Raw genomic sequence first — 20,569 nt, forward strand, 5'->3', positions numbered from 1 at the left:
AGCTTTACTATCCTGTCTTTGCCTCTTCGGAACACGATTTGCTTTTACCCACCACATGTCTAAACCATCACGTTTTTGTGTGAGAAGTTTGCGCTTCCCTGACAAAAACCGTCCATAATTTACACAGCTGTTCTCTACAATTAAGGAGTGAACCGATGAGTAAGCACGCCGTTTTGTATCGGATGATGACTGATAAACATATTTGCCCATTCGGGCTGCGTTCAAAAGATTTACTGGAACGTCAGGGCTATCAGGTCGAGGATCATCATCTGACTTCCCGAGAGGAAATTGACGCATTTAAGGAAAAACATAGTGTCGATACCACCCCACAAACCTTTATCGATGATGAACGGGTGGGCGGCTACGAAGAACTTCGTGACTTTTTTGGCAAGGACGAAGCCGGTCAGCAAGGCACTTCATATACACCGGTAGTAGCCATCTTCTCAGTAGCACTGGCCGCCGCACTGGCCATGGTTTTGCCCGGCGCGCTGTTATCACTGCAGACCCTGATGTTGTTTATCGGTTTTGCCATGATTCTGCTGGCGGTGCAAAAGCTGCAGGATCTGCATAGCTTTACCAATATGTTTATTACCTACGACCTGCTCGCCATGCGCCATCTGCGCTATGCCTACGTGTACCCGTTTGTGGAAGCCTACGCAGGGATTGGCATGATAGCCGGTTTTTCCGCCTGGCTGGTGGCACCCTTTTCACTGTTTATTGGCGTAGTGGGCGCAGCGTCGGTGTGCAAAGCCGTATACATCGACAAGCGCGAATTGAAATGTGCCTGTGTGGGCGGCAGCAGTAATGTACCGCTGGGCTTTGTGTCTTTGTCTGAAAATCTGTTTATGATTGTAGGTGCCTTGCTGATGATGTTTATCTGAGGCGAATGGGTCTTCATCTAACTCTGTCAACTACGCACCGTCGGCGCTAGCCACGGTGCGTTTTTTGCTGATAGGTCTGTTGATAGGTTTGCTGAACCTACTGCAAATAGGTGCGTAACCCGGGCAGTCCGGCCAGTAATTTGCCAGCCTGGCGCTCGGTGTTTTCAAATAAGCGCATGGCCTGTGCAGCATCGGTGTGCTGGGTAGTGGCATAACCCATCCCGTATAGCACATACTGCTGACTGGCGGCAGAGAACAACTCATGTTTGGCCAAGCTGTCATAAATCCACGGCGGCTGGGTCTGCCACACAGTCAGATTATCACGTAGCGATGATGGCGAGCTGTGAGGCTGACGATGATCGCACCAGTAGCGGCTGTCGGTGCGTTTATTTAACGCATAATGCAACTTTAAAAAATCGATAATTTCCTGCCAGCGCTGGGTGGTCAGGGTATTAAACCGTTGCGCCCAGGATTTTTATAGCAAAAAACAACATGGAAAGCTGGAAACCGGCGGTCAATCAGCTTTGTCGCGTTATTGCCTCGGCGGCTATCGTGGTCACTCCGGATAAACTGGTGCTTACCGGCCCGCTGTGTGAGACCCCCGGGTTGTCTGAGGCACTAAAAGAAGGCATTGAAGCTTACCTGCTGCGCCCACTGCCTATTTTGCGCAGCTTTATGCCAACTAATGCCCCGGTCGAAGGCGCGGCCTGGGGCGCCTATAACCTGATGCTGGCCCAGTCCCATGTACTTGGCGCCTCATAGTTGCCTGAAACAGAGCAAAAACCGGACGCTGCAAACGCCTTTTACGCTGCAGTGACAGAAAATACGATTAGGATAATCTAATTTACTTATTTCCTAAATTCAGGATTTTGAACGATTCTTAATAAGTGTTTCCACTCAGGTAAACTCCAATTCTAAGGAAGAAAATCATGTTTAAACGAGTCCTACGTGTCGCCACGGCGGTCAGTCTTACCTTGTCGCCGGTAGCGGTAACCATAGCAGCGCCAACGGTGACTAATGAGGCCCGCAGTAACGCTTTCTGGTGGCCCGAGCAATTAGATTTATCCCCCCTTCGCGCCCATGGCGTTGAATCCAACCCTTATGGGGCACAATTTGACTATGCCGAAGCATTCGAACAGCTGAATCTGGCTGATGTTAAAGCGGATATTCGTAAGGTATTAACCACCTCTCAGGACTGGTGGCCGGCAGATTATGGCCATTACGGGCCGTTCTTTATTCGTATGGCGTGGCATGCTGCCGGCACCTATCGGGTGGTGGATGGTCGCGGTGGCGCCGGTGGCGGCCAACAGCGCTTCGACCCTTTGAACAGCTGGCCAGACAATGCCAATCTGGACAAAGCCCGCCGGTTGCTGTGGCCCATTAAACAAAAATATGGCCGTAATATCTCCTGGGCGGATTTAATGGCACTGACCGGCAATGTTGCATTAGAAGATATGGGCTTTACTACCTTTGGCTATGCCGGTGGTCGCGAAGATGACTGGGAGCCGGATCTGGTCTATTGGGGGCCCGAAGAAAAAATGCTTACCGATGAGCGCCGGGACAAAAAAGGCAAGCTGAAAGGCCCGTTGGCAGCAGTAGAAATGGGATTGATTTATGTTAATCCTGAAGGCCCGCATGGTAATCCTGATCCCCTTGCCGCCGCCAAAGATATTCGGTTGTCCTTTGGTCGCATGGCCATGAACGACGAAGAGATTGTGGCTTTGATTGCCGGTGGTCACACCTTCGGCAAGGCCCACGGTGCCAAAAAAGCCGACTGTCTGGGTAAAGAGCCTGCGGCGGCGGATATCGAAGACCAGGGTATGGGCTGGAAAAACAAATGTGGCAAAGGCAATGCCGAAGATACCATGACCAGTGGCTTGGAAGGCGCCTGGACTGTAACCCCCACCCAGTGGACCACCAATTATCTGGAGAACTTGTTTGCTTTTAACTGGGTGAAAACCAAAAGCCCGGCGGGGGCCACTCAATGGGTACCGGATTCAGAATCAGCCAAAAATATGGTGCCGGATGCCCATATTGAAGGCAAACGTCATGCGCCGATCATGTTCACCACCGATGTGGCCATTAAGAAAGATCCTGAGTTTCGTGAAATCGCACTTAGGTTCAAGGAAAATCCAGAAGCCTTTGAACTGGCATTTGCTAAAGCCTGGTTTAAGCTGAATCACCGTGATTTAGGTCCCCGGGCCCGTTATCTGGGTAATGAGGTTCCGCAAGAAATCCTGAAGTGGCAGGATGCGATCCCGAAGGTAGACTATACCCTGGTAAATGATGCGCAAATTAAAACGCTGAAATCACGTATTCTGGACAGTGGTCTGTCGGTACCCGAGCTGGTCAGAACCGCCTGGGCATCGGCAGCCAGCTATCGGGATACCGATATGCGCGGTGGTGCCAACGGCGCCCGGGTACGTCTGGCGCCGCAGAATGACTGGCCGGTGAACAATCCTGAAGAACTGGATAACGTTCTTAAACAGCTGACGCAGATCCAGCAGAACTTCAATAAGAACAACGGTGATGTACAAATTTCGCTGGCCGATACCATCGTACTCGGTGGCGCCGCCGCCATCGAAAAAGCGGCAAAACAGGCTGGCTACGAGGTAGACGTGCCCTTTGAGCCGGGTCGCAATGATGCCAGCGCCGAAATGACCGATGTGAAGTCATTTAAGTGGCTAGAACCCAAAGCCGATGCATTCAGAAACTACTACTCTGACGAGGCCTTTAAAGGCCCGACAGAGATGTTGGTGGAACGTGCGGATTTATTGGGGTTGGGCGTACCACAAATGACCGTGTTGATAGGCGGCATGCGGGCACTGGGCGCGAATTATAATGATACAGAACATGGCGTGCTGACCCAGACGCCTGGCCAGCTTAACAACGCCTTTTTCACCAACCTGCTGGACATGTCTACCCGGTGGGAAAAAGTCGACAACCAGGCTGGTGTGTACCAGGGGGTAAATCGTCAAAGTGGTGAGAAAAAATGGACCGCCACCCCGGTGGATCTGATTTTTGGTTCAAACTCTGAGCTGCGTGCCATTGCTGAAGTGTACGCATCAAAAGATGCAGAGCAGAAGTTTGTGGATGACTTTGTCAGCACCTGGGTGCAGGTAATGCAAAACGATCGGTTTGACCTGCAATAGGCTGAATCAGGTTTTACATTGGTAACCATTAAAAGGCCAGCACTGATGCTGGCCTTTGTTATAACCAAACCTACCCTCGAGACGGAGTCTGGTGTGAACTGAGCTGCTTTCATTCCGATAAATTTTTAACCCGGCCGGCGCGTCGCCAGATGCCTGCTTCCCATAGCGCTGTGACAGCGCTTGCCCCTTTTCTGGCTAAATCTATACATCCTATGACGCTCCGGCGTATAATTGCCAATCTATGGCATATAATATTCCCCGTGGCTGGCACCAGACCCGCCTTGAAATAAAAAAAAGCAGCTTTATCGGTATCGCCCAACATGTGGCTGATCGTGAACAGGCGATGGCGTTTTTAAAACAGGTGAAAGCCCAGTACCCTGACGCCCGACACCACTGCTGGGCTTATCTATTCGGCGATCCTCAAATGCCGGTTAGTGTTGCGATGGCCGACGACGGTGAACCCTCAGGCACCGCCGGTAAACCTATTTTGAATGTATTGCAGCATAACCAGACCGGTGATGTGATGATTGTGGTGGTACGGTATTTTGGTGGTATCAAACTTGGCGCGGGAGGACTGGTCAGAGCGTACTCCGGAAGTACCCAGATGACGCTGGAAAGTTTGCCCACAGTTGCACATGTTGTGCTGGTCAAGCGCCACATTGTGACCGACTTTAAACACGAACAATTTTTGCGACATTTTGTGGATGAGCACCAGGGTCAGATTGATAAGGTCAGCTATGATCATCGGGTTCACCTCACTCTGGCACTGCCCGAAACGGCGCTCACACCACTCGTGTCGCTAGCAGGCAGCATGGGATTTACTGTTTATCCCCTTGCCCAGCAGTAAGGTAGCACCATAGCAGCATTTTGGAGGCTCGCTGTGGCGAACAACCCCGGCCCCTGGCAATTTGCCTTGATCAAACTCGCTGAATAGTTGTGTACAACGGTAGGTTATAAATCAATGTGTAGACAGCATGGCGGTATAAAAATGAAGAGCTGCCCTGCGAACAAGGGCATTGGCGTGCTTAGCAAGCATAATACGCTGTTCTTGTTTAACTAAATTTTGATAACGCTCTGTGTAGCTGTTGCAATGAAGCCGGCTTCACAATATGGGCGTTAAATCCTACGGACATTGCTTTGTCGACAAAAGATTTTTCACCATACCCCGATAAGGCCACGATAGGGACGTGTAATGTTCCAGGTGAGTCCCGAAGTTTTTTAACTACGTCAAAGCCATTCAATTCGGGAAGGCCGATATCGCAAAAAATAAAGGTGGGCTCTACCTGTGCCGCCATTTCAACGCCTTCAGGCCCGGTGTAGGCAATGCTGACCAGATGGCCTTTTAATGTCAGTAATTCGCTCATCATATTGGCGGTTTCATAATCATCTTCAATCAACAATATTCGATGATGTCTATGCTGTGAATGACTGGATTTCACAGTGGTAAGGCTTTGTTGAGGGCCTTGGGCTAAAGGCAGCGTAATAGTAAATGTTGTGCCTGTGCTACGCCCTTCACTGTCTACCTGAACCTTACCACCATGTAAATCTACAATTCCTTTGACCAAAGCCAGCCCCAGCCCGAGGCCACCTTTGCTTCTGTCTAAGGTTTGTTCAGCCTGGGAAAACGGTTCAAACAGTCTGCCCAAATCTGCCTTCTCAATACCGACCCCTGAATCTACAACGCACAACTGTACCTGGGTGCCATGGTTGTTTAAGGTCACACTTACCCCTCCGTCCAGAGGCGTAAACTTTAAAGCGTTATATAAAATATTGTGTAACGCCTGCGTCATACGATCAGCATCTGCTTTTACCCACAATTCTTCTGTTGGTATCGAAACAGAAAGCTCTACGCCATTTTCAAGGTATTGGCTTCTTAACTCTTCACAAAGCATTCTGGTCAAGTCGGCGATATCCACGTCGGCTTTCACTATTTTCATTTTACCCAGCGTGATACGAGATACATCCAATAAATCATCTACCAGACGTTTCAGATGACCGACCTTTCTTTGGATAGTATGCAATGGTTTATGGTGTTCTGAATTAGATTGCAAATTATGCTTAATGAGCTCTGCTGCGTAACTAATGGGTGCAATGGGGGCCCGTAATTCATGAGCAAGCATGGTCATAAACTGACTTTTGTTTTCATTCATAATACCCAGTTTTTTAGCTCGGTCCCTGAGTTCTTGCTCTAACTTTTGTTTTTCCGAAATATCGTGGAAAACCATGACGAAGCCATGTTTCTTTGTATCAGATACGATAGGGGCGAGGGTCACCTCCACCGTGACCGCTTGGCCCTGCCTGGTATTGAGTTGGGCAGTAAAAAGCTGGGGCTCATAAACTTCATCGGTCGAAAATTGAGACTTTTCAAACGAGCGACCGGAATCCTGGTGTGCCTCAGAGGAAAACCTGAGAACTGTGGTGATTGCTTTTCCTTTAACCTGAGGAAAATGCCACCCGGTTATTGCTTCTGCAATTGGATTCATTAATGATATGTTGGATTGATTATCGGTGACAATTACCCCTTCACCGATGGAATTGAGTGTTGTTTCAAAAAAAAGAGACTGTTGTTTTAACGCCCGTTGTGTTGTTAACCTACGACCAATTTCGTTATTCAGTTGATTTATTTTTTCTTTTAAAATACTGAATTTAAGCTTCGAAGGTGCCTCGCTGGATAGACGCAAAAAAATAAGAGCCGCCTGATGTTCTGTTGCAGGCTCCAACAACGATCCATAACAAACAACGGCCGGGCCAACAGAAGATAAAAGTATTTTTCCGGCAACCACCTGGCTGCTTTTGGCACATCGCCTAATATACTCTTTGTCTTTCTCACAGGCGTCTGCAGTCAGGCTTTCGAAGAGAAAGCCACCCGTAACCAAAGGCTGCTTAAACATGTTCGAAGCAGCCTTATTAAAGGCTCTCACCTTTCCATCCCTTTCAACTAACAAAGCCGGTTCTGGGAAGCGAGACAAGAGTCGTTGATAATAAATTACAGCTTCCATTATTATTTCTTACCCTTGATAATACTCAATACCCGTGTCTTTTTGTTTGTTGTCACTTTCAGTTAGATGAATCACAACACAACATTCACCGTCACCGTTTGCAATGGTTTTTTCTAAAGACACTCTGGCATAGCCCAGATTATCGGCCGTTATCGTGCCAAATACGCTGGACGTCATCATGCACATCGAAGGTCTGTTGTGGACTTTGTCTCCAAATGGGCATTTATTGTTACCAAGCACAATTTTTTGCTCATCTTGTTCAATAACATAGAAATCGCCTTTGATACGGCGCTTCAAATCTACCAATACAGCGCTTACCTGGGTAGGCGAAAGTTTATCAAGACTAAGTGCGCTTCGATATTGTTCATTAATCTCTTCACCCATCCTTTGACCCACCACACTAATAAAGCCCGAGGCTTCATCAAGCCCGATGACTTCTTCTAAAGTACCGGACAAATGGCGAATCAGTGTGCGAAGAAAATTGTCACGCTCTAAGGGCAAGTTCAGGACAGGAATACGTTTTTCATCGTTCATAATAACCTCTATTGTTAGCATGGCTCATGTCACATGGGTGGGCATACAGGCCCCTATATAGACGATTTTTTATAACCATAGAGACACACGACGAATGTCTAGCCAGCGGTTGGCATCTTTTTAAGCCGTTCACGGCGGTTCGTCCCGCAGGTTGCAATCTGCTTTTTGTGTGTTGGAGGTCTGTCACAACCTTGGCCGGTGGTGATTAAAACTGAACTTAGCAACCTTGTCATTTTTCTACAAAAAAAGGTTTAACACCTATACCTTCGTTAGACGATAGCATGACACATCGTAAATTTTTTGTCTAAAATACATGCTATGCTGGGCCTGAAAAGCGTACTTAAAGAATAACAAACTCATTCCCTACCTTAATGTAATCGCTCTTAGAGGACACTATATGACCTGGTTGTTTTCAATAGATCAGCTGCGTTTTCGACTTAATCGATTTAAAGAGCGTCTTTGGGTTCGGCCCCTGATGGTTTGTATGCTTTCTATTATTGGGGTCTTCGCCGCCAAGCTTGTAGGAAACTCCACTACGGCCAATATTGTTCCGGCCATTACGAAGGACTCGGTCGAAAGTCTGTTGTCTCTTATGGCAGCAAGCATGTTAGTGATCGCTACATTCTCTGTGGCCTCCATGGTCGCGGCATATTCTTCAGCAAGTAGCTCAGCTACCCCGCGTTCCTTTTCCCTGGTGTTAGCAGATGATGTTTCTCAGAATGCCCTTTCAACTTTTGTCGGCGCATTTATCTTCAGTGTGGTGGGATTGATGGCGGTGAAAAATGCCTACTACGAAAAAGCGGGGTTGTTTGTACTATTCGTTCTTACGGCTTGCGTATTCGCGGTGGTGATCATCACGTTCGTCAGGTGGGTAGATAGTATTGCGCGCCTGGGTCGCATCGGCTCAACTATTGATAAAGTTGAACATGCCACCGCCCAAGCTATGCTGCGTCGTCAACAACAGCCCGCTTATGGAGGCATACCGCTCACTGGCCCCCGCAAAAAGGAAGAAGCATTTTTGCTAACAACCAAATTGGTTATGTACAGCATATCGACATGGAAAGCTTACAGAAATGGGCTGAAGAAACACAAAGCCATGTAGAGATTAATGCCCTTCCTGGCGATTTTGTATCAATGTCAGAGCCATTGATGGTTATTACATCCAGTGAGCTTATTGATGAGGACAGTGAAATTGATAATGCCCAACTTGCAGGCTTTTTTAATATCGATAACGATCGTACTTTTGAAGAGGACCCACGTTTTGGCTTGATCGTGTTAGCCGAAATCGCTGGTCGGGCTTTATCTCCAGCAGTAAATGATCCGGGCACGGCAATTAAAGTTATTGGGGCCCTGGAGCGCATATTCTGCCAAAGCCCTGCTGCAACAGCGGTGAAAGACACGCCGAAAATTGCCTATGACCGGATATCGGTGCCGAAAATCTCCATAGCAGATATGTTCAATGATGCCTTCACTCCCATCGCCCGTGACGGTGCTTCGGTGGTTGAAGTTGGGATACGGTTACAAAAAGCATTGTACGCGTTGGAATTGCTGGATAACCAAGAGATGCAGGCGTCGGCTCACTACCATCGTGAGTTAGCCATTGTCAGAGCCAGTAAGGCGCTCAATATAGAAGCTGATTTGCAGGCGTTACATACCGCGACAGCAGATCATCAAAACGTCGATGAAAAGCTATAAATGCCAGCCTCAATATACAAATCATAGTTCGGTTAGCCTGGGTATCTAACCCGCTATCCGGTGATGACCAGGTTCTGGTACGAGCCATTTTTGCATCATTTTGTGACGGAGCCCCTGGGTGTGCTGGCAGATATTAGCCAGGCTCAACCGGTGCCCCTGCCGCCTGCAACCGTGACGCCACTGAAGTCGCTCCCCGATGGCATGATACTTCAGGATTTCTCACTAAAATAAATAGTTATAGCGCCTGCAGCGATACAAAAAAGGACTGCGGCGGTATCTATCGCATCTGCAACGTGATTTACACGCTTCGCGGCAATAACAGCAATACCGGCAGCCAATACGGCCCGTTATTCATAACAAAGCTCTCGTTAGGTATAGATGTATGATGGTAAAACTCATCCTTAATTAGTCTTCTTACGTACCTGCATTTTGAGTGTACACTTGTGCGCTGGAACTCATATTATTCGGTAACTGACGTTAAAGGGCCAGGTTCATGACCTCACTGAAGTCTCAGGCATACTCGCTTATTGAAGAGCGGTTGAATACGCTAACCCATGGCATAGGATTTATAGCGGCCATCGCCGGGTTGATCTTTTTGCTATTAAAGGCAGACAATCCATTGGCGATGTCTGCTGCTGCAATCTATGGCTCAACGCTGATCCTAATGTTCTTAAGCTCTACTCTGTATCATGCGGTGGCCCATCCGCCGACAAAGGGGTGGTTAAAACTGTTTGATCACAGCGCGATCTACTTACTGATTGCCGGCACCTATACCCCGTTACTGCTGGTGGCGGTGGGCGGCTGGCTGGGTATTTTCATGACCGCACTGATCTGGGTACTGGCGTTGGGGGGCGTTATTTTTAAGCTGGTGGCTCAACACCGTTTTCCTAAGGTATCGGTGGCAACTTATTTATTAATGGGCTGGATTGCTCTGGGTGTGATATACCCGCTTTATCTGGCCTTACCGGGCACCGGGTTATGGCTGTTACTGGCCGGTGGACTTTGTTTTAGTATAGGGGTTCTGTTTTATGTCGCAAAAAAGGTAAAATACACTCACGCTATCTGGCACCTGTTTGTGCTGGGCGGTTGTCTTTGTCATTTTTTGTCGATTTATTATTTTGCGATGTAACCACCACGGAGAATCATGTCTCAGTCTGCCACACCCTGTTCAACCCCTATCGCCGCCCCTGACTGGTTTTCTACAAGCGTGGGCAGAGTGGCTGTGGGGCCGCGCCCCGGCAAGCAGGATATGGCCACGATGCAGCGTGCTCAGGTGAGTCATGTTGGTTCATTGCAAACCTCGGCCGAAGACAGTCATGAGGTCGCAGCGATAACTGAAAAAGCGGGCCTGCAATGGCTATGGATGCCGATAGATATCAGCGTAACGACCCGGGCCGCCGATGTGTCCATGTTGCAACAATATTTGCACGCGACCGGAAAATTGTTAGCAAATGGCGCCAGTATTTATCTGCATTGTGATACCGATCAGCACCGTTGTTTATTGTTTACCTATGCATTATTACATCATCTTCGCTTGCCTTCTGCCAGTGCTTACAGTGCCCTGCATAGTTTACAGAGCCATGGAACAAATTCTTTGCTGCGCAAAGACTTAGCCTGGGCTGCGGATCTGGGTGAGTCGGTCCGCTACCAGTTCTGAAGCGTTAAACTTCCTCTCCTTTTGCCGTGCTGAAGCGCCTGCAATTAACTTAATCTATTAAGCCTTGCATGCAATTTGCTTTAGTCGGGCCGGTACGCTAAGTACTTAGGGTATCCTGGTAAGATATCCTATCCGGGCGACAGCGGGTCAATAAAGTAGTGTCACTGGTAAGTAACCGGCAGTTCGCTCAATATCTTTGCCATGGGTTATGGTAAGGACGGCTTCTTTCTGCATATAGCTTTGCCCCTCGCTACGCTGTTGTTGTTTTTGTTCCCTTTTCAAGGAGCTTTGTTACATGCGCAAAACGCCAATACTTAATGTCTTAAGCACTCTATTGTTGCTAAGCGGCCCTTCAGCCGCTGTCAGTGAAGCCAGTTTCCCGGCGCTTACCCGCGACGCCCTTATCGCTGATCAGCCTGGTAAATCTGCATTTGCTACAATGGATAAACAAGGTGCTGACAGCGTATCCGCTGTTGAATCAGTTGTGGAGTCATTGAGTAAGAGCAGCAAATACAAACGCATGCTGAAAAAGCTCAGTCCCAGCGAATTTGACGAAGCCGCAGCAGTGCTGCTGGCCATTCATCAGGGGCATACTCTGACCGAGGCCGTTATCACCACCGCCGAAGATTCATCGTACCGGACCAGTTCGGTGGTACGCGCCGCGATGCTGATGTTCCCACTCAATCGTTATGCTCTGTTTCGCGAGCTAAAGCAAAAGCAGGTGTTCGACAACAACACATTAACCAAATGGGCATCTTCTACCGGCGTGCTGACCAATCCTATCTATCCGGAAGCGATGACCCAACAAGCCATTTTTGTGCAACCATTGATGGAGTCGGCCAGTATCACGGTACAACATCTGCCCGAGACAGCTGAAGTGACCCTGCGGTATCGTGCGGTAGACAACAACGGCGATTGGCAGCAGGGCCGGCCACTGGTTTATGAACCGGTAACCGGAAACCACACAGGACCGCTGGTGTACCTGGAACCGGCCACCCGTTACGAAGCTCAGATTGAGGTTCAGTATTCGGACGGGCGTCGTGAAAATCATGAGAAAACCTTTGAAACCCGTGCTGATACGCCGCCTATTGATCCGGACAAAGTTTATCACCTGTCAGAGATCTACAAGGGCGGCACCCTGGATCTGGAAGAGATGGGAATTGAAGGTAGTGAAGACGGCTGGGCAAAAATTGTCGGCGACCCGGACACCGTAATTCGCGCCACTGACGGGGATAAAAACGCCATCCGCATTGGTGATAACAGCTACATCTACTTTGAGAATATCACCGTACGTGGCGGCCGTACCCATAGTATCTATGCTGACCAGGCTCATCACATCTGGATTAATCACTGTGATATCGCCGACTGGGGCCGCGAACCCAACATCATAAAAAACGGCATTGCCTTTGAAAAGGAAGGGGCCGAACCCATTAATTACGACTCGGCTATTTACCTGCGCCAAAGCGGCGTGGTCACCGTGGAAAATTGCAAAGTGCACGATCCGGTGCCTTTTGCCAACGACTGGCGCTCGGGTCACCCGAAAGGACCTAATGCCTTTTTTGCCCATGCCAATCACCCAGACCCACGCTTTAAGGGCCAGGTAGTCATCCGTAACAACGAATTTACCGGCAAACCCGACCATCGTTTTAATGATGTTATTGAAGGTCGCAAAAACTCATCGCCGCTGGGTGGCTTTGTTCGTGACGCAGCTATCTACAACAATACCTTCGCCTATGGCAACGACGATGGCATCGAAGTTGATGGCGGCCAGTATAATGTCATGGTTTACAACAATGATATCTCCAACACCTACACCGGCGTGAGCGTGATCCCCACCCGCGTTGGCCCAAGCTTTGTGTTTAATAATTATATACACGATTTGGGCGACACCACCGGTAAACAGTGGGCAGGGATAAAAATGGGCGGCCTGCTGGCTGGCGCGTATGGTAAGTCGTATTTGTTCCATAACCTGATTGAAGTAAACCGTAATGGTTTTACGGCCTCACGTTTTCAGGAAGACAGCACGCTGCTGACCCATGCCCAGAATAATGTTGTTATTACCAAACATGACAATAATACCGTGGGCTATAATTTGTTCGACCAGGAAGATTTTAATGGCAGCACCTTTGTGAACAATTATCTGATCAATATGAAACGGGGCGCGCCCAAAATTATGGGCACCATTACCGTACCGTATGCATATCCCAAGTTGGTGAATGTGGATAAAGCGCAGGAGATTCTTGATGGCGGTCAGCAAATCACGCTACCAGTAAGCCCCGCGTACAAAATTAACAACTTTAGTCAGACATCCGCAGACGGTGAAGCGTTTATTTATGGAATAATACAATAGGCAGGCTTTTTGCTTGCCATTGTCACGGTTTATTCTTTACCACTAACCTTCACCATTAACAATGTGCGGTAGTTCATGTCTTTAAAAGCAAAATCGATTACGGGTGCCTTTTTCAACCTGTCGGCCAATGGCTTTGCCCAGGTAGTTAACTTCGTAGTCTATGCCATTATGGCCCGGATTCTTGGCGTCGAAGAATTCGGCCTGGTCGCTATCTGCCTGATGGTGGTGGAGTTTTGCAATCTTTTTGTCACAGTCGGTATTAGCCAGAATCTGATTCAGCGTGACCACTGGGACAATAAATTTGCCAGTTTATCGTTCTGGGTGTTAATGGGCGTATCGGCGGCCATCACGCTGCTCATTTTTATGGTGGCCGTGCCCATAGCCTATTTCACTTACTCTGAGCTTGCCGCCCAACTCATCGCAGCGCTGGCAGTGGTGCCAATTGCCAACGGCTTCAGACTGGTGCATAAGGCCAAGCTGGAACGTAATTTTGAAAACAAAAAACTGGCGGCCTACGAGGCTGCCGGAATCTTAGTCGGTGGTGTGGTGTCAGTGGTCACCGCGCTGCAAGGCTTCGGCGCCTGGGCGATTATTTTTGGTAAAATTGTACAGGCCCTTATCTCTACCGCGCTGACCTGCTGGCGCTCGGATTTTCGACCTGAAAAAATTACCAGCACCGAACATCTGCCGGAAATTATCACGTTCGCCAAACCCCTGATTGCCATGTCGTTTGTGAATTTTTTCTCACAAAAGACCTCCAATATCATTATCGCGGCCTTTTTGGGTGCCGCCACTTTTGCTTACGCCTCGGTGGCCCGCCAGGGATTTTCAGTAATCAATAACCTGACTTTCCAGCCGCTGAACCGGATTGCCCTGGCGGGGTTATCCCGGGTAGAAACCCACCGTCTAAGCGGGGTGTTCAGCCGGGTGGTGGGTATGACCGCCCTGTTTGTATCACCGGTGTATTTTGGTATTGGGGCCGTCGCCCATCCCTTCATTGATGTGGTATTTGGTGACAAGTGGGTAACCAGCGCCTATCTGTTATCGATTCTGGCGGTGATGGCACCCACGCAGGTGATGGCGTACTACCTGCCTAATCTGTTAATTTCAAGAGGCTTACCCCGTCAGGCTTTCAAGCTGAATATGATCAACCTGGCCGTTAACCTGGCCCTGCCCCTGGCCGCGGTTCCCTGGGGACTGTATGCCGTGGTCGGGGCATTGGTCGTGGCGAATTATATTACCCTCTTTTTGAAGTTTGCGCTGGTTAAGCGGCATCTGGGGATAGGGATTGGCGATGCATTGCGCAATACCTGGATGTTCTCGATGGCATCCGTGGTGATGTATGCCGCGGTGTTATTCATCGAGCGAAGTCATCTTTACGCTCTGGATAATGTCTATCTTGAACTGACCGCATTGGTGGCCACAGGCGCAGCGATTTACGCGGGCATTCTTTTGTTGTTTTTCAGAAAACAAACCCTGGCGGTAATGGGTGAATTAAAAACTCAGCGCGCCGCCAAAAAGAAGGTGGTGACGCCCTGATAGCCCTTTTGAATAACCCTCTTCAATAGTCATAAGTAACAGCCACACACAAAAAAGGCTTGCCGGTGGGGCAAGCCTTTTTTTCGTCAATACCATGTGTGCTTATTTGGCATTCCACAAATCAAAGGGAAAGGCCTGATACAGCTTATTGGCGATGGGGGTAAAATCGGGAAGTGGCGCAAATGTGCGGCTTAACCCTTCCTCCACAGTGCTGACTTTAGGAATGTCCTGTCGGCCGGTGCCCTGATAATAATCTTCATATTTGAACATTGACTCGCCACTGTTGGAGTCAAAAAAAATCGCCGGTACCCCGTAGGCTTCGGCAATGATGACGCCGTGTAATGAGCTGGAAATCACTAATTTACTATTGATGATTTGTTCAATAAATGAGCCTGGATACTGCATGGGCGAGACCAGTCTGGCCTCGTGGCCCTGATATTTTTTCATATCATCATTCATATGATTAATGACGATATAGTCTTGCTTTTCGGGCTTTTCCATCAGGGCTCGGGGATAAAAGTAGGGCAATAACAGCGCCGGGTCCCCGTATATTTGCGGCACCTCGATATCGCGTTTTTGCAGATACTCCCGGGTTAACGGCCCGCGTACCGCACGCACATCTAAGGTGGAGAACTTATTAACTTTGTCATCCATCTTTTTGTTCAGTCCGGTGCCCCAGATACAGTCTCCGGTATTGGCAAAGTGCAGCACCGAGCCCACACTGACCAGCTTATTGCTGTGAGAGGTCTTGTCAGTAATCAGCTTGCCTTTATTGGCCAGAATACGGTTCACCAGATCATACGCCACAAAATCACCGATATTGGGACGGGGATCTTTTTTTGACTGCCACCAGAATATCAGTGACTTTTCTTTTGCGTATTTTTGCTTTTCAGCCCATTCGTAAAACATGTGGGGGTTTCCTGCAATTTTAAATCAGTGCCACGGGCCTGAACCCGGCACCGCATTATTTAACAAATTTTTTCAACACACGGCGCCATACGCTCTCACGGTTGTAGCGTAGTAATTCATCGGCCGGGTCAAACTGTGTAACAAAGCGGTTCAGCCACTGCTGGTTGAGTTCGCTGCTTTGCTTTTTGGTTACCGGAGTAATAGGAATTCGGCTGGCATCAATAGCCTGTTCCAGAAAGTCGGCGATACGTAACACGGTATTGGCGGTATTGGCCTTCACTTCAGCAAAGTTGAGCTCCATATACTTAGCACCGGAAGCCGCCAGCGTGTATCGCCAGGAACTGTTTTCAAACAAAATACGCCGAAGCCCCTGATCAATATCTTCAAAATTATAACGAGGCGAGACGCCGGACTGCGGTTGCTGTGCAATCCACGCGCCGGTTTGGCGGGCAACCGCTAGCGACACCGCCTGCGCCATAACATCTTCACGGGTCAGTAAAACAAAATGCGGGTTGGGGAACAGCTTTGATAACCCTGCCAGACCGCCGAACACCGGCAGATGCGAATAATGCACCTTGATGCCAAACACGCCATTGGGCGAGGTGCGCCGGCGCATAATTGCCTGTAAACAACCTGACGTAGAGGTTTCGCCAGTTTGCTGTTTCCACTGTTCCAGGTTTTGCTTATTGCCATATTCCAGCGGAAAGCCAAAGCCGCCGGTCTGATGTAGCACATGTCCTAGCATATGACTGCCTGAGCGCACCGTAGAGGCAATAATCAGGGTTTTACGAGTCTCGGTTTGTTGTGAAAAGTCGTGCTCTTCACTGAACTGATCTTCATATAGTGCCATACCCGGAAACTCCTTAGGCCTGACGGCTGCGTAATTTTTTGGCGGTGACATTGGCGATATGCGACAGTGTCCATTTCATCCCGGCCAGGCGCATCGACATCATCACCCATTTCAGCTTTTGTTTTTTGAGCGGTAAGTAAACCAACAACTGGGCTGCCACCCGCTTGCGATAATTATCCTCGCCCAAAAACGTGCGGTGCTTATCTGCTGAGCGCAAGCGCACCAGTGCTTCTTCAGGAGACATTTTGGCCACCTTAGCGCCAATACCATCCATATTCATAAACCGGTACATAAAGATGGCTTTAGGAATATTCACCAGCTTATAGCCTTGTTGCAGCAGGCGAACATACATATCCCAGTCCTGGCCATTAGGCAGGGTTTCATCAAAACGCTCCTTGATAGCCAGGGGACGGCGTATGCTAAAGCCGCTCATTCCACAATACTGATTACCGGTTTTCAGGATGTCGGCCTCCACCTGTGAAGTGGGCTGTACATAGACCTCGGATTCTTTACCCAGGTTCTGATAGCCGCTGACCACCGCATCCGCGCCGTCGTCATATGCCGTCAGATGCTCGAGTAAATAATCAGGCATCCAGATATCATCATCATCCAAAAACGCAATAATATCGCCTTTGGCACTATCGACACCGATATTACGCGCCTTATTAGCGCCGGCCGACTGCTCCAGGAAGTGATAACTGAAGTTTGGATGATGGCTGAATTGTTTAATTACGTCATCATATGGCAAGGATGATGCATCGTTCACCACGATCACTTCCAGTGGCTTGACGATTTGAGCGAACACGCCATCCAGGGCTTCTTTTAGCTCATTCGGGCGGTTATAGGTTGTGATCACAACACTGACTGTATAGCTCATAATGTCCCTGCAACGGTTAGTAAGTAACAAATAACGGGTTTTGTACTCTAATGAAAATCTTAATAATGAAGGTCCAGGAGCAAGAATCATGCAAGAAATGTTGAAACAGCAGTCGCAGAAGTATCTGGCTCGCTATCCCCGAATCTTTTTCTGCCATGTTCCAAAGTGTGCCGGGGTGTCGTTATCAAAAGCCATTTATGCTGCTGTGTACCCTGCATTTCTAAAGGCCACCCGGTTTTCCGGCCATGTCGACTTACGCAGTAGCCGGGTCAGCGAAGAGTTGCTTGGCATCAATATGATGACGGCCCGGGAAAGCCAGTTAATCACACATCTGAATGACCCTTATATGCGTTATACCAATGGTCATTGTATTGCTCGCCCTGACGTCACACGTAAGTATTACACTGACTGGCACTTTTTAACGATACTGCGAAACCCTACAGACCGGTTCATTTCTGAATTTGTATACAACAAATATAAACCTTCACAATGGCAAAAGCACGATGAGGACATTGACGCTTATCTGGACTCAGCAAAAGGGCTTGGATCAGCACTGACTTATGCCCGTTATTTTTCTGGATACTCTAACCCTGACGAAATTCTTGCGAATAAAGAAGCAGTTATCGAAGCTGCCGTCGCTAATCTACGACAGTTTTCAGTTATTGGCACCCTCGATAATATGGCGCAATGGCAGGCCAGCTTCAATCGCACCTTCAATACTAAAATTGCTATCGCCAGTAACAATAAGAGCCCCAACAAACAGGCTTCTTCGCAGGTCACTGAAAATACGACCGCGATGGAAAAAATCACGCAATTGTGCGCGGTGGACCAGGCAATTTACGAACAGGTTAAAACCATGGCGCTGGCAGCCGGACAGCGTTAACCGAGGCGTGGGCTGACATTCTAAGTACCATCAAAAAAGGCCCGTGCAATCGACAGTCACGGGCCTTTTTTGGTGCCTTAATCGCTTGAGCAATCAGGCGCTGTCAGCCAGCACTACCCGCCACGATTCTTTTACCGCCCGATCGCCGTAACGACGTACCGCCTGCTCTACCACCAGCCCTGCGCTGGTATACTCAAGCTTCACCAATTGTTGTTCCAGATGCTGTTTTTCCAGAATTTGTACAAAAGAAAATTCTGCGGCTTTACTGCGACCAAATGCAGAATCAAAACACAGGACATTAGCCCCCAGACTCAGCGCCATGTAAAAGGTGCCGGAGGAAATCATGGCCCCGTCATCATGGGGAATAATGACAAAGCGGGTATTGGCGACGGCCTCTTCCAACACGGTTTGCTCAATAAACGCATTGTCCCACTGTACACGCAGGCCTCGCTGACTGATGATTTGATTCAGGGTACGGGTGTGTTCAGCATCGGAACAGTACCCCATAATCCGCAGGCGCTGGTCCGCTGGCCATACCTGCAACAACGCATCAAGTCGTTTATACGGCTTGATGGCCCCAAAATACAAAAAATCGATCTCCCGGGGCCGATTCACCGTTTGCTGGAAAAATGCCGATAAATCCTCGTCAGACCGATAGAGCGGATGCTTAACCACACTGGCATCAATCTCACTGGTCATCTCAAGGGTCACGGTACGGTGACTTACCCACTGCATCAGTTTGGCAATGCCTTTAAACAATAAGGTCTGGCTGCCGGCATTGTGGGGCTTAAAATTATGCCGCAGCCAGATAATCTGACTGCTGAATAGCCGCATGCTCAGCAGGCTGAGCAAAAAACCGGCAATAAACAGCACGCGCTTTATCCCATTCAGACCACGCCGATAGGGCTGATCTTCATACCAATTGAGCACCACGGTATTGTGTTTACGCCGCGCTATGTTAGCGGGCCGAAACAGCTGCTTTAATGGCGCAAGCGTATAACCAAGCTGGCTAAAAACCCCCTTGGTTCGCTCAATAAACCCATTACTATGTTCAATGGGATACAGGTACAGGTAAGGTGAGGATGGGAATGGCATCAGTGCGCTGCGGGGCCTGATACCGACGCTGAAGTTGTCAGTTTGCGAGCAATATCATAGGTATCTACCGAAATATTGTCCCAGTTGAACATACTCAGGAAGTTATCTTTATTAATCTGCAACGCCAGCTCATCCACTCGTGTCAGCTTGTCAGCCAACTGCTGGGTATCGCCCACTCTGAAGTAACAGTCATCGGGTAACCCAATGTCCAGGTTTGGCGTGATGTCACTGATGATTACTTCGGTCCCTGCGGCAATTGCTTCAAGCGCCACAATAGGAAGACCTTCATGGTAAGAGGGCAAACAGAAAACCCGGGCAAATTTGTATAAGGCATTGAGTTCATCGCCGCTGCGGCGTCCGGCAAATACCACATTATCTGTGGCTTTTTGCTGCAGACTCTGGGAGTACTCGTCTTCATGATCGGCACTGCCCACCACCACCAAGGTTAACTCTGACTGGCTCTGGCCAAAGGCCTCAACCAGGTCATGAAACCCCTTTTCAGGCACCAGACGGCCTACGGCCAGAATATACCCGCCCGGCTGTAAATTCAGATCAGCAGGTAACTTGTCGGCGCTTAATGACGCATCCACTCCGGTCAGCGCCCCATTGGGCACAAACGAAATATTGTTCGCCTGCTCCACATGTTTGGCTTTGAGCTGTCCGGTCAGCGTGCGTCCGACCACCAGCGCGCGATCAGCAAACTTCACTGCCATGGACTCACCAAACCTCAATACATTTTTAGCAAACTGATTCCATTTCTGGCGATCATAGTCTGCGCCATGATGAGTAACCATCACCTGCATCCCCAGCAGTTTGGCAAGTGGTGTAAATAAGGCGGGTCCGATGCCGTGAATGTGCAACACATCGGGCTTTACGACAAAGCGCGCGTAAAAAATGGCTAAGAATGTGTGTAAAAAGGTTTCAAAAAATTTGTGTTTAAGCGTCCACACTGAGCGCAGCTGAACCCCCTCAAATTCCTCGCGTTTTTTGTCTATATACGGCGAACGGCAGATCACCGTCACCTCCATCCCGGCCTTTACCAGGCGGGGGTAAAGCTGCTGACAATGGGATTCAATACCACCCATGACATCCGGAATGCCGCGTAAACCAACAGCACAAAGTTTCATAATTCTCTCCAAAATTGCCAG

The 20,569-nt window shown here is 48.9% G+C and carries 19 protein-coding genes and 1 pseudogene; 12 read left to right on the top strand and 8 right to left on the bottom strand.

Translation table 11 applies throughout. From position 1 onward, the window contains the following. Window positions 1–155 precede the first annotated feature (155 nt). Complete coding sequence (locus tag IT774_RS13200; RefSeq protein ID WP_195810172.1) at window positions 156–881, top strand: MauE/DoxX family redox-associated membrane protein; 726 nt, start codon at window positions 156–158, stop codon at window positions 879–881. Between the two features lie 97 nt (window positions 882–978). On the opposite strand, the pseudogene IT774_RS13205 reads toward IT774_RS13200, so the two are convergent. Then, a pseudogene (locus IT774_RS13205) lies at window positions 979–1,335 on the bottom strand (tryptophan 7-halogenase); the annotation flags it as partial. Between the two features lie 38 nt (window positions 1,336–1,373). On the opposite strand from IT774_RS13205, the gene IT774_RS13210 reads away from it, so the two are divergent. From IT774_RS13210 to IT774_RS13220, 3 genes are all read left to right on the top strand, one after another. Further along, the gene (locus IT774_RS13210) at window positions 1,374–1,643 is read left to right on the top strand and encodes an acetate and sugar kinases/Hsc70/actin family protein (protein WP_195810173.1); all 270 of its coding nucleotides are present in this window, start codon (window positions 1,374–1,376) and stop codon (window positions 1,641–1,643) included. A gap of 167 nt (window positions 1,644–1,810) precedes the next feature. Continuing rightward, window positions 1,811–4,033 carry a catalase/peroxidase HPI gene (gene katG, locus IT774_RS13215; protein WP_195810174.1) on the top strand — a complete coding sequence of 741 codons (2,223 nt, stop codon included), beginning with the start codon at window positions 1,811–1,813 and terminating at the stop codon, window positions 4,031–4,033. A gap of 241 nt (window positions 4,034–4,274) precedes the next feature. Next, window positions 4,275–4,880, top strand: coding sequence for a YigZ family protein (locus tag IT774_RS13220; protein WP_195810175.1), 606 nt, complete (start codon window positions 4,275–4,277; stop codon window positions 4,878–4,880). 205 nt (window positions 4,881–5,085) lie between these two features. Here the strand turns inward: IT774_RS13220 and IT774_RS13225 are convergent, their stop codons facing one another. Continuing rightward, on the bottom strand, window positions 5,086–7,032 hold the full coding sequence (locus IT774_RS13225; protein ID WP_195810176.1) for a hybrid sensor histidine kinase/response regulator: 1,947 nt from the start codon (window positions 7,030–7,032) through the stop codon (window positions 5,086–5,088). 9 nt (window positions 7,033–7,041) lie between these two features. Next, window positions 7,042–7,566: a methanogen output domain 1-containing protein gene (locus tag IT774_RS13230; RefSeq protein WP_195810177.1), complete on the bottom strand. Its 525-nt coding sequence runs from the start codon at window positions 7,564–7,566 to the stop codon at window positions 7,042–7,044. Window positions 7,567–7,963: 397 nt separating this feature from the next. Between IT774_RS13230 and IT774_RS17795 the strand changes: the two genes are divergently transcribed. The 7 genes from IT774_RS17795 (at window position 7,964) to IT774_RS13260 (ending at window position 14,807) form a co-directional block, all read left to right on the top strand. Continuing rightward, a complete protein-coding gene (locus IT774_RS17795) occupies window positions 7,964–8,668 on the top strand; it encodes a DUF2254 family protein (RefSeq protein ID WP_269749768.1) in 705 nt (234 codons plus the stop codon). Further along, window positions 8,599–9,261 carry a DUF2254 family protein gene (locus tag IT774_RS17800; RefSeq protein ID WP_332308893.1) on the top strand — a complete coding sequence of 221 codons (663 nt, stop codon included), beginning with the start codon at window positions 8,599–8,601 and terminating at the stop codon, window positions 9,259–9,261. The genes IT774_RS17795 and IT774_RS17800 overlap by 70 nt, the downstream gene beginning before the upstream one ends. Before the next feature lie 63 nt (window positions 9,262–9,324). Next, a complete protein-coding gene (locus IT774_RS13240) occupies window positions 9,325–9,492 on the top strand; it encodes a hypothetical protein (RefSeq protein WP_195810178.1) in 168 nt (55 codons plus the stop codon). A gap of 262 nt (window positions 9,493–9,754) precedes the next feature. Next, window positions 9,755–10,390 carry a PAQR family membrane homeostasis protein TrhA gene (trhA, locus tag IT774_RS13245; RefSeq protein ID WP_195810179.1) on the top strand — a complete coding sequence of 212 codons (636 nt, stop codon included), beginning with the start codon at window positions 9,755–9,757 and terminating at the stop codon, window positions 10,388–10,390. Between the two features lie 15 nt (window positions 10,391–10,405). Continuing rightward, the gene (locus IT774_RS13250) at window positions 10,406–10,918 is read left to right on the top strand and encodes a protein-tyrosine phosphatase family protein (protein WP_195810180.1); all 513 of its coding nucleotides are present in this window, start codon (window positions 10,406–10,408) and stop codon (window positions 10,916–10,918) included. 295 nt (window positions 10,919–11,213) lie between these two features. Continuing rightward, entirely contained in the window at window positions 11,214–13,268 is a 2,055-nt protein-coding gene (locus IT774_RS13255; RefSeq protein ID WP_195810181.1) for a right-handed parallel beta-helix repeat-containing protein, read from the top strand. A gap of 75 nt (window positions 13,269–13,343) precedes the next feature. Continuing rightward, window positions 13,344–14,807: a lipopolysaccharide biosynthesis protein gene (locus IT774_RS13260; protein WP_195810182.1), complete on the top strand. Its 1,464-nt coding sequence runs from the start codon at window positions 13,344–13,346 to the stop codon at window positions 14,805–14,807. Between the two features lie 102 nt (window positions 14,808–14,909). On the opposite strand, the gene IT774_RS13265 is transcribed toward IT774_RS13260, so the two are convergent. The 3 genes from IT774_RS13265 to IT774_RS13275 are packed head-to-tail and all read right to left on the bottom strand — an operon-like array spanning window position 14,910 to window position 17,443. Beyond that, window positions 14,910–15,716 carry a polysaccharide pyruvyl transferase family protein gene (locus IT774_RS13265; RefSeq protein WP_195810183.1) on the bottom strand — a complete coding sequence of 269 codons (807 nt, stop codon included), beginning with the start codon at window positions 15,714–15,716 and terminating at the stop codon, window positions 14,910–14,912. A gap of 55 nt (window positions 15,717–15,771) precedes the next feature. Beyond that, a complete protein-coding gene (locus tag IT774_RS13270) occupies window positions 15,772–16,566 on the bottom strand; it encodes a Stf0 family sulfotransferase (protein ID WP_195810184.1) in 795 nt (264 codons plus the stop codon). Between the two features lie 13 nt (window positions 16,567–16,579). Then, entirely contained in the window at window positions 16,580–17,443 is an 864-nt protein-coding gene (locus IT774_RS13275) for a glycosyltransferase family 2 protein (RefSeq protein ID WP_195810185.1), read from the bottom strand. A gap of 88 nt (window positions 17,444–17,531) precedes the next feature. Here IT774_RS13275 and IT774_RS13280 point away from each other — a divergent pair, with 88 nt between their 5' ends. Continuing rightward, window positions 17,532–18,326: a sulfotransferase family 2 domain-containing protein gene (locus IT774_RS13280; protein WP_195810186.1), complete on the top strand. Its 795-nt coding sequence runs from the start codon at window positions 17,532–17,534 to the stop codon at window positions 18,324–18,326. A 93-nt stretch (window positions 18,327–18,419) separates the two neighbouring features. Here the strand turns inward: IT774_RS13280 and IT774_RS13285 are convergent, their stop codons facing one another. Next, window positions 18,420–19,421 carry a glycosyltransferase family protein gene (locus IT774_RS13285; RefSeq protein ID WP_195810187.1) on the bottom strand — a complete coding sequence of 334 codons (1,002 nt, stop codon included), beginning with the start codon at window positions 19,419–19,421 and terminating at the stop codon, window positions 18,420–18,422. Beyond that, window positions 19,421–20,548 (bottom strand): glycosyltransferase family 4 protein, encoded by a 1,128-nt coding sequence (locus IT774_RS13290; protein ID WP_195810188.1) that lies wholly within the window; start codon window positions 20,546–20,548, stop codon window positions 19,421–19,423. Before IT774_RS13290 ends, IT774_RS13285 begins: the two co-directional genes overlap by 1 nt. Between the last annotated feature and the right edge of the window lie 21 nt (window positions 20,549–20,569).

The organism is Salinimonas marina, from assembly GCF_015644725.1.
Taxonomy (GTDB): Bacteria; Pseudomonadota; Gammaproteobacteria; order Enterobacterales; family Alteromonadaceae; genus Alteromonas.